The organism is Phyllobacterium brassicacearum, assembly GCF_003010955.1.
GTDB classification, from domain to species: Bacteria; Pseudomonadota; Alphaproteobacteria; order Rhizobiales; family Rhizobiaceae; genus Phyllobacterium; species Phyllobacterium brassicacearum.
Window position 1 is genome coordinate 67,445 of sequence record NZ_PGGO01000007.1, and the last position, 13,139, is coordinate 80,583.

At 59.4% G+C, this 13,139-nt stretch carries 11 protein-coding genes; all 11 read left to right on the plus strand.

The features are described 5' to 3' along the window. Positions 1 to 10 precede the first annotated feature (10 nt). The 11 genes from efeO (CU102_RS10885) (at position 11) to repB (ending at position 12,984) form a co-directional block, all read left to right on the plus strand. Entirely contained in the window at positions 11 to 1,150 is a 1,140-nt protein-coding gene (gene efeO, locus CU102_RS10885) for an iron uptake system protein EfeO (RefSeq protein ID WP_245425295.1), read from the plus strand. Between the two features lie 5 nt (positions 1,151 to 1,155). Beyond that, entirely contained in the window at positions 1,156 to 2,463 is a 1,308-nt protein-coding gene (gene efeB, locus CU102_RS10890) for an iron uptake transporter deferrochelatase/peroxidase subunit (RefSeq protein WP_106711126.1), read from the plus strand. Positions 2,464 to 2,475: 12 nt separating this feature from the next. Next, on the plus strand, positions 2,476 to 3,303 hold the full coding sequence (gene efeO / locus CU102_RS10895; protein ID WP_106711127.1) for an iron uptake system protein EfeO: 828 nt from the start codon (positions 2,476 to 2,478) through the stop codon (positions 3,301 to 3,303). A 201-nt stretch (positions 3,304 to 3,504) separates the two neighbouring features. Continuing rightward, positions 3,505 to 4,077: a GbsR/MarR family transcriptional regulator gene (locus CU102_RS10900; RefSeq protein WP_106711128.1), complete on the plus strand. Its 573-nt coding sequence runs from the start codon at positions 3,505 to 3,507 to the stop codon at positions 4,075 to 4,077. Positions 4,078 to 4,180: 103 nt separating this feature from the next. After that, the gene (gene cydD / locus CU102_RS10905) at positions 4,181 to 5,851 is read left to right on the plus strand and encodes a thiol reductant ABC exporter subunit CydD (RefSeq protein ID WP_106711306.1); all 1,671 of its coding nucleotides are present in this window, start codon (positions 4,181 to 4,183) and stop codon (positions 5,849 to 5,851) included. Next, entirely contained in the window at positions 5,851 to 7,539 is a 1,689-nt protein-coding gene (locus tag CU102_RS10910; protein ID WP_106711129.1) for an amino acid ABC transporter ATP-binding/permease protein, read from the plus strand. The genes cydD and CU102_RS10910 overlap by 1 nt, the downstream gene beginning before the upstream one ends. A 74-nt stretch (positions 7,540 to 7,613) precedes the next feature. Further along, entirely contained in the window at positions 7,614 to 9,191 is a 1,578-nt protein-coding gene (locus CU102_RS10915; RefSeq protein WP_106711130.1) for a cytochrome ubiquinol oxidase subunit I, read from the plus strand. A gap of 6 nt (positions 9,192 to 9,197) precedes the next feature. Beyond that, a complete protein-coding gene (gene cydB, locus CU102_RS10920) occupies positions 9,198 to 10,349 on the plus strand; it encodes a cytochrome d ubiquinol oxidase subunit II (protein ID WP_106711131.1) in 1,152 nt (383 codons plus the stop codon). Positions 10,350 to 10,364: 15 nt separating this feature from the next. Next, entirely contained in the window at positions 10,365 to 10,487 is a 123-nt protein-coding gene (cydX, locus tag CU102_RS10925) for a cytochrome bd-I oxidase subunit CydX (RefSeq protein WP_106711132.1), read from the plus strand. Positions 10,488 to 10,739: 252 nt separating this feature from the next. Beyond that, positions 10,740 to 11,939, plus strand: coding sequence for a plasmid partitioning protein RepA (repA, locus tag CU102_RS10930; protein ID WP_106711133.1), 1,200 nt, complete (start codon positions 10,740 to 10,742; stop codon positions 11,937 to 11,939). Positions 11,940 to 12,021: 82 nt separating this feature from the next. Continuing rightward, positions 12,022 to 12,984: a plasmid partitioning protein RepB gene (gene repB / locus CU102_RS10935; RefSeq protein WP_106711134.1), complete on the plus strand. Its 963-nt coding sequence runs from the start codon at positions 12,022 to 12,024 to the stop codon at positions 12,982 to 12,984. Positions 12,985 to 13,139: the final 155 nt, after the last annotated feature.

A 13,139-nucleotide genomic window follows, 5' to 3' on the forward strand; every position in this document is an offset into this window, starting at 1 on the left:
GCAGAGATGGATGAAACTTGCCGTCGTCGGATCGGCCGGACTTGTCATCGCCGGCGGCCTGGCGTTCTATTATGCATCGAAGGGCACCAAATCCGGAAATTCAGCCGATACCATTGTCGTCACCATCAAGGATGGTACGTGCACGCCCAATGCGATCACGGTACCTGCCGGGCGGTCCACATTCACGATCGTGAACAACTCGGACCGGGCGCTTGAATGGGAAATTCTCGACGGCGTGATGGTGGTCGAAGAGCGCGAGAATATCGTTCCGGGATTTAGCCAGACGCTCCAGGCAAAGCTTAAGGCGGGTGACTACGAAATCACCTGCGGTCTGCTCAATAGTCCGCGCGGGACGCTGCACGTTACTCCATCAGCCGAGGCCGACGCGGAGGCAGCCAAGCCTGCGCTCAGGGCTTATCTCGGGCCGCTGGCCGAGTTTCAGGTATTTCTTGTCACGCAGGCGAATGCATTGGTGAAGGCGACCCAGGCGCTCGACGATGCCATCAAGGCGGGTGATCTCGAGAAAGCCCGCGAATCCTGGCAAAAGGCGCGGGCTCCCTACAGCCAAATCGAGCCAATGGCGGATCTTTTCGCCGATCTCCACAATGCCGTCAACCCCGTGGCAGATTATCTGGAGAAGCGTGAGCAGGATCCGGGTTTCACTGGTTTCCATCGCATCGAGTACGGGCTTTATGCTTCGAACAGTCTCGATGGGCTGGCTCCGGTCTCGGCGAAGCTTTTGGCTGACGTTTCCGCGCTAAAAGACCGGATGCGCGGTTTGCGCATACCACCGGAGCAGATCGCAAAGGGTGCTGCGCGCCTGCTTTCTTCCATCGCCGAAACGAAGATCATCGTTGGCGAAGATCACTACGCCAAAACTGATCTTGCGGATATCGAGGCCAATCTCGCCGGGGTTTCGCGCATGATGGCTTTGTTGAAGCCTGTCGCCATGCCGGCCGCTCCGGAGGCCGTCACCGATATTGATAGCCGGATGGCCGATGCCGACAGCGCATTGAAGGCGCTTCGCGGGCCGGATGGCTATCCACCCTTTGACAATGTGAATGCAGAGAGCCGCAAGACACTCGCGCAGAGAGTGCAAGCGCTGGCCGAAGCGATCGGCAAGCTCAATGCCGCCGTTGGACTGGAGTAACGGGCATGACAAAGAACGACAAAGGATTGATCACAAATCGCCGCAATATCCTGCTTGGTGTTGGCGCCGCAGGTAGTGCGTTTGTTGCAGCGCTGAACAGGGCGCCTGCGGCCGTGAACCAGGGTGCACAGGTTACGGACGCGCCTGTCAGCGACAAGACGCAGGAACGCCAGCCATTCTACGGGAAGCACCAGGCGGGCATTGTCACGCCGCGCCCGGCAGCCGGAATGATCGCATCATTTCATGTGCTGGCGAAGACCCCGGCGGAAGTCGAGCGGTTGTTCAGGACGATTTCCGAGCGTATCGCTTTTCTCATGGCAGGTGGAACGCCGCCAGCTTTCGATGACAAGCTGCCGCCTGCGGATTCCGGGCTGCTTGGGCCGGTGGTCCCACCCGACAATCTGACGATGACCGTATCGCTCGGGTCTTCGTTCTTCGATCAACGCGACTGGTTGTTGCCGCACAAGCCCGTACGGCTCTCACGCATGAAGGCCTCGCCAAACGATGCCCTGGACGCAGATCTGTGTCACGGCGACCTCGCATTGCAGATATCGTCGAACACGCCGGACACCAATATCCACGCACTGCGCGATATCCTGAAGAACCTGCCCGACTTGATGGTTTTGCGCTGGAAGCAGGAGGGCTCGGTGCCTGTTCTGCCGCCCAAACCGAACGGGACTCATGAGAGCGCCCGCAATTTTCTCGGCTTCCGGGACGGCTCGGCAAATCCTGATGCCAACGATGCTGCGCTGATGGACAAGATCGTCTGGGTATCCGAAGGCGGCGACGAGCCGGCCTGGACCCGGGGCGGGACCTATCAGGCCGTGCGCATTATCCGCAATTTCGTCGAGCGCTGGGATCGGACGCCGCTCGGCGAGCAGGAGCGCATCATCGGGCGGAAAAAGGCGACCGGCGCGCCATTTGGCGGAACGACCGAGCACGATGTGCCGGAGTATTCCAAAGACTCGGAAGGCAAGGTCACACCGCTCGATGCACACATCCGCATGGCAAATATGCGCACCGCAGCTTCCAATGCCAATCTGATCTTGCGGCGGCCATTCAACTATTCGAACGGCGTCAGCAAGTCCGGCCAGCTTGAACAGGGGCTTCTGTTCATCTGCTATCAGGCTGATCTGGAAAAGGGATTCATCACCGTGCAGCGGCAGCTGGATGGCGAGCCGCTCGAGGAATACATCAAGCCGATTGGCGGCGGCTTTTTCTTTACACCTCCTGGCCCACTCGACGAAACCGACTTTGTGGGTCGGACACTCTTGGAAGCAACCGGTCACGCCGTGACCCGCATCAAATCCTGAAGGGAACCAACGATGAAACTAAAGTTTGCTCTTGCTGCAAGTCTGTTTGCTCTCACCGCTGCCGCCTTGCCGCAGGCCGCCTCGGCCGAAGTATCTCCGCTCGATCTGGTTCAGCCGATTGCGGACTACAAGATCTATGTTTCGGAGAACGCCGAAAAGCTGGTAACCGACACAAAGGCATTTACGGATGCGGTGAAGGCCGGCGACGTCGATAAGGCGAAATCACTCTTTGGCTCCACCCGCATGAGCTATGAAGCGATCGAACCAATTGCCGAACTGTTCAGCGATCTCGACGGCTCGATTGATTCCCGTGCCGATGATCATGAAAAGGCCGAGAAGGATCCGGAGTTCACCGGCTTCCACCGCATCGAATACGGCCTGTTCGCCGAGAACAGCACCAAGGATCTGGAGCCATTCGCCGACAAACTGATGGCCGACGTGACGGAACTCAACAAGCGCATCACCGATCTGACCTTGCCGCCGGAGAAGGTGGTTGGCGGAGCAGCCGTGCTGATGGAAGAAGTTGCCGCAACCAAGATTTCGGGCGAAGAGGATCGTTACAGCCATACCGATCTTTGGGACTTCAAGGCCAATTTCGACGGCTCGCGCAAGATTTTCGATCTCGTGCGTCCGCTGATTGAAAAGGACGACAGTGCGTTCGTCACCAAAGTATCCGGGAACTTCGATGCGGTCGATGCCACCTTGGCCAAGTACAAGACTGCGGACGGTTACCAGCTTTATGAAAAGCTGACCGAGGATGACCGCGCGGTGCTTGCTGCAAAAGTCAATACGCTCGCGGAAGACCTGTCGACCCTGCGCGGCAAGCTCGGCCTTAATTAAGAGACTGTTGCAAACTCACCTGCGGCAGTCACCTGACGCGATCTCCGCATTTCAGCCCGGCCGATCCTCATGATCGGCCGGGTTTTTTGTTTGCCCGCCCCTTCCCTGTTTCCTGCGCTTTTGCCGCACTTGCAAATTTACCAGTCGTTAAGTATCGTGATTTCAGTAATTACTGAAATCACTGTTGACACTGGAAAACAGATGAATTTGCCGCCTCTCGTTCAGTCTTTCGTTCTCCATTTCGGCGAGATGGGCAGCAGATGGGGCATCAATCGCACTGTCGGCCAAATATATGCGCTGCTCTACGTTTCGCCCGAGCCGCTCAATGCCGAGCAAATTGTCGAAGCGCTCGGCATTTCTCGCTCGAATGTGTCGATGAGCTTGCGCGAGCTGCAGGCCTGGAACCTCGTGCTGCTCAAGCACCTCCCCGATGACCGCCGCGACTTCTTCATGACGCCGGACGATGTCTGGCAGATATTGCGCACCCTTGCCGAGGAGCGGAAGAAGCGTGAAGTTGATCCAACGCTGTCGGTGCTGCGTGAAATCCTCATGCAACAGCCGGCCAGCGAGGCCGAGCGTCACGCCCAGGCGCGCATGAGCGAAATGCACGGTCTCATTGAGCAACTGACGACCTGGTACGAGGACGTCAAACAGCTGGAGACCGACCGGCTTGCGACCCTGTTGACGTTGGGGGCGAAAGTTACAAGACTGCTGGAGGCGAAGGACAAGATCGTGTCCCTCGGCAGGTCGAAGCGCACCACCGAAAAGGGTTGATGGCATGGGACCCGCAGCAGACACATCTTCGATTGCGCGCCGAGCGCCGAGCGATTCTGCTGACGACCGGAAACAGCAGGGCATCATTTCGGCGAGCGGGCCCATGTCCCATGATGCGACCGGCAACCGGGCCGTGAAGATCGCGTCGCTCATTCAGGTCCTCGCGTCACTCCTGTGGTTGCCCCAGGCAGCATTGCTTGCCGCTGGCGTCGGCGATATTGCCGCCGGAAGGGGTTTGGCGAACATTCATTGGCTGGTAGCGGGCGTTGTCGCCGTCGGCATCTTCAGGGCCGCGCTTGACGCCGTGGGTAATCGCCTCGCTTTTCGCACCGCCCGCCGCGTGCTCTCTGAAAAACGCACAGCGGCAGCGGCCGCGCTTGCGGCCCGTTCGCCGCTGGATATCGACCGGCCCGCCTCCGGCCTGGCGGCAAGCGTGCTCGCCGAGCAGGCGGAAGCGATCGTCCCCTATCTCTCGCGCTTTCGCCCTGCGCGATTGAAGGCGACCATTGTCCCGATCGCCATCTTCCTGTGCGTCTTGCCGCTTTCCTGGGTCGCAGCAATGGTGCTGCTGGTTTCCGCGCCGCTGATCCCGCTTTTCATGGCGCTCATTGGCTGGCGTGCAAAGGCCGCAAGCGAGAAACAACTGGTCGAGATGGGCGGAATGAATGCGTTCCTGCTCGACCGCCTGCGCGGCCTCGCGACGATCCGTTCGCTCGATGCGGTCGATCTGACTGCCAAACGGCTGAGAGCCAATGCCGAATCGCTGCGGGATCGCACGATGGCGGTGCTTCGGATAGCGTTCCTGTCCTCGGCGGTGCTCGAGTTGTTCGCCGCACTGGGCGTCGCTATGGTCGCCGTCTATATTGGTTTCCATCTCCTTGGGCAGTTGAATTTCGGCGCCTGGGGGGGCCGCTTGAGCCTGAACGAAGGGCTGTTCATCCTGCTCCTTGCCCCGGCGTTCTTCGAGCCGCTGCGGGAATTGTCTTCCGTCTGGCATGATCGTGCATCGGGCGAGGCGGCGATGGCTGCGTTGGATCGGCTGTCACAGGACGGCGTTACCATGCTCGGCGCCAAGCAAAGTGATCAGCAACACGGCTCGCGCTCAAACACCGGTATTCCTGAGGTCTGTATCGATGGGCTCTCATTCCGGCATGCCGGCAGCGGTCTCCTGACATTCGAGAATTTCGACCTCTGTATCTCGCCCGGTGAGCGCGTGGCTGTGCTTGGCCCCAGCGGTTCGGGCAAATCCACCCTTCTCGCGCTGATCGCCGGATTGGCACCCTATGAAAATGGCCGGATTGCAATTGACGGGGTGACGCTGATACCAGCAACAGCCGCAGAATTGCGTGCGCAGATCGCGTGGGTCGGCCAGAAGCCGCATATATTTGCCGGCTCAGTATTTGACAATATCGCCTTGGGCAGGCCCGAGATTGGCCGGGAGAGTGTCGATGCCGCACTTGCCATTGCTGGGCTCCAGGGCGTTGCCAACGCTCGCGGGCAGATGCAGATCGGAGAAGGCGGCACCGGTCTCTCCGGTGGTGAGGTCCTGAGGCTTGCCTTGGCCCGCGCTGCCGCCGATCCGGAGAAGCGGCTTATACTCGCGGACGAGCCAACAGCTCACCTCGATACGACGACTGCAAATGAGATCACGGCAAGCCTCCTTGCGCTGTCTGCTGGAAAAACGCTGATCGTTGCGACACATGATCCAGTGCTGGCCAGCCGCATGGACCGGGTCATCGCTCTTGAGCCGGAAGCCTCGCTGGAGGCCGCATAATGGCACTCTGGAGCGCTTTCCGGCCCATTGTTGCTCTGTTCCTTGGAGAACGTCGTTTCGCGCTTGCGGCAGGCGCCGTGCTGGCAGCAATAACCGTCTTTGCCGGTATTGCCCTGCTTGGTCTGTCCGGCTGGTTCATTACGGCCACAGCAATCGCCGGTCTCTCTTCCGCAGCGGCATTGGCATTCGACGTGTTTGCGCCGGCAGCCGCCATACGCTTCCTGGCTTTGGCCCGTACGGCCGCCCGCTACGGCGAGCGACTGGTCACTCACGATGCGACACTTGGCGTGCTGGCGGGTTTGCGCGAGCGGCTATTCCGCAACTGGGCACAACCACAAGCCGCACGAATGCTGCTACAGCGTCCGGCAAAGCTCCTCTTCCGCCTGGTATCTGATATCGATGCTCTCGATTCGCTCTATTTGCGCGTCCTCGTCCCCGCAGTTGTCGCACTCAGTACCGCACTCGTTGTCGCCGTCGCGCTGGCACTGATGGATCCGCTGTTGGGGCTTGCTGCCGGTTCCTGGCTGATCCTCGCGGGATTTGGGATACCGCTCATTGCGGCACGATACGCCAAGGCCCCTTCACGGCGCCGCGCCCACGCGTTGGAGACACTCCGATCCCAGACGATTGATCTTGTTGCGGGGCAAACGGATCTGGCGATGGCGGGGCGGCTCGCCGCCAAACAAGTTGCCGTAGGCGTCGCGGATGGCCGGTTAACGCAAAGCGATGACGCGCTCAACCGTGTCGAAATGTTTGTCACTGCCGGTTTTGGTATTGCATCGGCCGGCTTGCTCGGGGGTACACTCTTCGCTGTCGCGACCCTGGCCGATGCTGGCACAATTGGTGCCCCCGTTGCCGCCCTCGCTCTCCTCATCGCTCTGGCGGCGCTGGAGCCATTTGCAGGGCTGCGCCGCGGCACGGTTGAGCTTGGCCGTACCGTCCTTGCCGCGCGACGCATCGGACCGAGCATTGCCCCCCTCCCCTCCCCCGCATCGAGCGCCTTGCCGGAGGCAACGCGGGCGGTTCAAATGGCAAGGGTCACGGTTCGTTACGACGGATCGTCCCTCCCTTCGCTGCATGATTTGTCGCTATCGCTCGGTCGCGGCGAACGCATTGCGGTCATCGGTGCCAGCGGTGCAGGTAAATCGACGCTGCTGGCGCTGGTTGCACGGGAAATCGAAGCGGAGGCCGGCCGGGTTGAATGTCTCCCCGCAACGCTCCTGACGCAGCGGACAGAACTGTTCCAGGATAGCCTGCGCGACAATCTCCTGCTCGCGGATCCCGGCGCGGACGACGCGCGTCTTCGCCATGTCCTGGCAGTGGCGGGGCTGGCAGATTTCGTCTCCACATTACCTGCCGGTCTCGACACGATGCTTGGCGAAGGGGGTTTTGGTCTCTCCGGAGGTCAGGCGCGCCGGCTGGCATTGGCGCGGCTCCTGTTGCGCGACACGCCGCTTTGGCTTCTGGACGAGCCGACAGAAGGCCTCGATCGGGAAACAGCGCATGATGTGCTGCAGCGTCTCAGTGCCCGGATGGCTGGACGCGCCATAATCATCGCCACGCATATCCGGCGGGAGGCGATGCTCGCCGATCGTTTGGTCAACCTGGAGCGCGGACGTATTACAGGCGCCGCGCGCCGTGGAGAGAAGGAATTCGATGAGGCTCTTGCCGCGCTCCGGCCGGACTGAGAGCCTCTAACCTATCCGGCATTCGCGTATACGCATGCCGCTAACAGGGGGTCGGGACAGCCCGACGAACAGAAATGGAACTCGACATCGTGGCGCTTTCACGCCTGCAATTCGCGATCACAGCTCTTTATCATTTTCTCTTTGTGCCACTTACGCTGGGCCTGTCGGTTCTCCTTGCCATCATGGAGACCGTCTATGTGATGACCGGCCGGGTCGTCTGGCGCCAGATGACAAAATTCTGGGGAACGCTTTTTGGCATCAACTTTGCCATGGGCGTTGCCACCGGCATTGTCATGGAGTTCCAGTTCGGGATGAACTGGAGCTATTACAGCCACTATGTCGGGGATATTTTCGGGGCGCCGCTGGCGATCGAGGGCCTGATGGCCTTCTTCCTCGAAGCAACATTCGTCGGATTGTTCTTCTTCGGCTGGGACAAGCTGTCGAAGGTCGGGCACCTCGCCGCGACCTGGGCGGTTGCAGCGGGATCCAACTTCTCCGCACTGTGGATATTGATCGCCAATGGCTGGATGCAAAACCCGGTTGGTTCCGCCTTCAATCCGCAGACAATGCGCATGGAAGTCGTTGATTTTTATGAGGTTTTGTTCAATCCGGTCGCTCAGGCGAAGTTCGTTCATACGGTGTCTGCCGGATATGTGACGGCGTCCATCTTCGTGCTCGGCGTTTCCGCCTGGTATGCCCTGAAGGGCAGGCATATCGAGCTTGCCAAGCGCTCCATGACCGTGGCTGCATCCTTTGGCCTTGCTGCTTCGCTTTCGGTCGTCGTCCTTGGTGACGAGAGCGGCTATCTTTCCACCGAGCATCAGAAGATGAAGCTCGCGTCGATCGAAGCCATGTGGCGGACGGAGCCGGCACCAGCAGCATTTACCGCTTTTGGCTTCCCCGACCAGGAGGCGCGCGAAACCCACTATGCGGTTCATATTCCGTGGGTCATGGGACTGATCGGCACGCGTTCGCTGACCACGGTCATTCCAGGTATCGAAGAACTGGTCGATCACGCCAAGGTTCGCATTCGTCAGGGTATCCTTGCCTATGACGCCTTGCAGCGCATTCGCGAGGCAGGCAGCACGACAACTGTCGGAGCCGAAGTGCGCGATGCCTTCGAGGCGAATGGTGCCGATCTCGGCTATGCCCTGCTCTTGAAGCGTTACGTGGATGATCCGCGCCAGGCGACGGATGCTCAAATCGAGAAGGCGGCCTGGGACACCGTTCCGAACGTGCCGACATTGTTCTGGTCGTTCCGGATCATGGTCGGGCTGGGCATGTTCTTCATCCTTTTGACCGCGACCTTCTTCATCCTCTCGATACGGCGTCAGATCGATGCCTATCCGTGGTTGTTGCGGATTGCGGTCCTGGCCATCCCCCTCCCCTGGGTTGCAGCTGAACTTGGTTGGGTGGTTGCCGAATTTGGCCGGCAGCCGTGGGTCATCGAGGGCGTTCTGCCGACTGCTGCGGCTGTTTCCAACCTCGGCGCTACGTCGCTGCTCATATCGATCGCAGGTTTTGTGCTGATCTACACGGTTCTTGCAATTATCGAGATGGGTTTGATGCTCAAGGCGATCACCAAGGGTCCGGAACCCGACGTCGAGCCGGAGGCCACACTCATTTCCCCCCACATCGTTCCGGCGGAGTAAGCGATCATGATCCTGCATCAACTCATCGACTATGACACACTCCGCTTGATCTGGTGGGTGCTCCTCGGTGTGCTGCTGATCGGCTTTGCCGTCACTGACGGCTTTGACCTTGGCACAGGCACCCTGCTGCCTTTCGTGGCGAAGAACGACATGGAGCGGCGCATTGTCATCAATACGATCGGCCCCGTCTGGGAGGGTAACCAAACCTGGCTCATCCTGGGTGGCGGTGCGATTTTTGCCGCCTGGCCACCGCTTTATGCGGTCTCGTTCTCCGGGTTTTATCTGGCGATGTTCCTCATCCTCGCTTCGCTGATCCTGCGGCCGGTCGGTTTCAAATTTCGCTCCAAGCGCGATAGTGACACCTGGCGGGCCGGCTGGGACTGCGCCTTGTTCATCGGAGGTTTCGTACCGTCGCTGATTTTCGGCGTCGCCATCGGCAATGTGCTGCAGGGCGTTCCGTTCCGGCTGAACAGTGACCTGCGCATCTTCTACGAGGGCACCTTCTTCGGACTGCTCAATCCGTTCGCGCTGGTGTGTGGTTTGCTGTCCGTCGCGATGCTTGTCATGCATGGCAGCGCCTGGCTGGTGCTCAAGACATCGGGACCTGTTGCCGAGCGGGCGAGGAAATATGGTGTCCTTGCGGCAGTAACCACAATCGTGCTCTTCATCCTGGCGGGCCTTGTCCTTTGGCTTGGCGTGGACGGCTACCGGATCACCAGCACCATCGATCGGGTGGGGCCTTCCAACCCGCTCGCGAAGACCGTAACCGCAGAGACCGGCGCCTGGTTCGCCAATTATGCAAGCCATCCATGGCTTTTACTCGCGCCTGTCTTTGGAGTCGTCGGCGCCGCCGGTGCATATCTCGGGTTGAAGGCAGGGCGCGAAGCAACGATCCTGTCGAGCGCGCTTTCGATCTTCGGCATCATCTCGACAGTCGGTGTTGCGATGTTTCCCTTCATTCTGCCGTCGTCAATCGACCCGAGGTCGAGCCTGACAGTATGGGATGCATCATCCAGCCATATGACGCTGTTCATCATGCTGGTGGTGACGGCGATCTTCATTCCGCTGATCGTCATGTACACGAGCTGGGTCTACCGTGTCCTGTGGGGCAAGGTGGAGGAAGCAGCGATCAAGGACGAGAGCGGTCACGCTTATTAACGAAAGGACTAGAACATGTGGTACTTCGCCTGGCTTCTCGGATTGCCTTTCGCTGCGGCTTTCGCCGTTCTGAATGCAATGTGGTATGAGATTGTCGAAGACGACAAAACCCGCAAGGCCGCCGCGGACAAGTCCTAGACTGCAGCCTTCGCTTTTACCGCAGACCGGGATTTACTGCGGTAAAAGCAGCGGATTTCTCGAATGAAAACAGGCGATTGCCGCGCATGCCAACTGACTGGACGCGGCAGGCCATTTCAGCAAAGCTGTGGGCTTCAGCCGCGTTAACCTTTTGTTAACCCAAAATTTCTTGCCGTATCAATCGAATCGGAGCTTAATGGCGGTTCTTAGAAGGATCGCTATGAAAAAGCGCTATTAGAGGTTTCGATTCCGATGAACATCGCAATGCCTCTGCCAAAGTTCGAGTTTGATGACAAGATTCTCGACCAGGGTGCAGAGATTTCTCGCCGGCTGAACCAGCTTCGGATGGAAAAGTTTCCGCCGAATGCCAGGAAGACATTGCGGCAATTCTCGATGGCAGAAGTCGCCCACTACCTGGGCGTGACACAAAACAACCTCAAGCGGTTGCACCTCGAGGGTAAGGGCCCCGTTCCGGCCCAGGCTGCCTCCGGGCGCCGCTCCTACACGGCAGAGCAAATGCTCGAGCTGCGCAATTACCTCGACCGCAATGGCCGCACGGAAGTGAAGAAATACGTTCCGCACCGCAAGGCGGGCGACAAGTTGCAGGTAATCGCTGTCGTTAACTTCAAAGGTGGATCCGGCAAGACGACGACGGCTGCCCACCTTTCCCAGTATCTGGCGCTGACCGGGCACCGCGTCCTGGCTATCGACCTCGATCCCCAGGCGTCGCTCTCAGCTTTGCATGGGTTCCAGCCTGAGCTCGACCGCAACCTTTCGCTCTACGAGTCGATCCGTTACGACGAGGAGCGCCGGCCGATCGCCGACGTCATCGTGCCCACCAATTTCCCGGGCCTCGACATCATTCCGGCAAATCTCGAACTGCAAGAATATGAGTACGACACGCCCCTTGCCATGCAGGACAAGACGTCGCGCGACGGGCGGCAATTCTTCACCCGCATCGCAACTGCACTGGACGAGGTCGACGATCGTTATGACGTGGTCATCGTGGATTGCCCGCCGCAACTCGGCTACCTGACACTGACGGCCATGTCGGCAGCGACATCGGTGCTGATCACAGTCCATCCGCAGATGCTCGATCTCATGTCGATGTCGCAGTTTCTGCTGATGCTCGGCGGCATCCTCAAGACTGTCAAGCAGGCAGGGGCCCGCGTTGAACTCGATTGGTTCCGCTACCTCATTACCCGCTACGAGCCGATGGACATTCCGCAAGCGCAGATGGTTGGCTTCATGCAATCGATGCTGGCCGAGGAAATATTGACCAACCCGATGCTGAAGTCGACGGCCGTTTCCGACGCCGGGCTGACAAAGCAAACGCTGTACGAGGTCGAGAAGACCAGCTTTACGCGCACCACCTACGAGCGTGCGATCGAAGCCCTGGATGCGGTGAATTCCGAGATTGCCGCTCTCGTGCACCGGGCATGGGGGCGTTGAGATGCAAAAGCGGTTTACCACGGTAAAAACAGCAGGTTTCACACGTGAAATCATAGAGTTAGGCTTAGGCGGGAGTAGCTAGATGGCCCGTAAGGATATTTTCAGCAGCGTGATGAACCCCGCACCGCCAAAAGTGGAGCGCAATGAAGCGTTGTCCTATGTCGTGAACGGCGCTTCGCGTTCGATCAAGAGTTCGTTCGAGGAGCTTGCCAAGGGCAGCGTCGTCGAGCTTGATCCGGATATCGTCGACAGTTCATTCGTTGCCGACCGGCTCGACCAGGACGATGAGGCGTTCCAGGAGCTGCTGGTGGCGATCCGGGAGAGGGGGCAGGATTCCCCCGTTCTCGTGCGGCCGCACCCGACAGCTTCGGGGCGTTACCAGATCGTCTTCGGCCACAGGCGTGTCAAAGTCGCCAAACACCTGGGACGGCAGGTCCGTGCCGTCGTCAAGCCGCTGGCGGATCAAGACCACGTCATTGCACAGGGCCAGGAAAACGCCGCGCGCTCGAACCTATCGTTCATCGAGCGGGCGCTGTTTGCCAAGCGGCTCGCCGATCTCGGCTATGACCAGCCGGTCATCAAATCGGCGCTAGCCCTCGACGCGACAACATTCTCCAAGATGCAGTCCGTCGCTGCGCATATCGAGGAGGCAATCATTCTCGCCATCGGGACGGCCAAGGCGACCGGCCGCGATCGCTGGTGGCAATTGTCGAAGCTCCTGCAAGTCCCGGGCAATGAGGCCAAGGCGAGGGCATTCGTTGCCTCAGCGGATTTCGCTGCGGAGACTGGCGATGCCCGGTTCAACGCATTGTTCGACTTTCTGACCCGTTCGAACCGCCCGGCGAAGACGGCCCGGCCGGCCGCGAAGGCCTGGGCGTCAAAAGACAAGGCAGTGAACGCGAATATCACCGATACGGGCAGGGCATTCACGTTGGCCTTGAAAGCCAAGAACGCGTCCCGCTTCGGCGCTTACATTACCGAGAATCTCGAAGAGCTTTATCAGGCCTTCAAGGAATCGGAAGTCGCAAAGAACACAGGAGAGTAATCCGCAAAAGAAAAAAGCCCACCTCAACATCGCTGTCTCGGAAGGCTTCTCTCATATCTCTAGCAAGATCGAGAATCGCATTTCCCCGAATCAGTGTCAAGACTTTTTGGCGTCGTTTTGGCGAGTGGATTTCTTTTGCCTAATGAGAGGTGAAA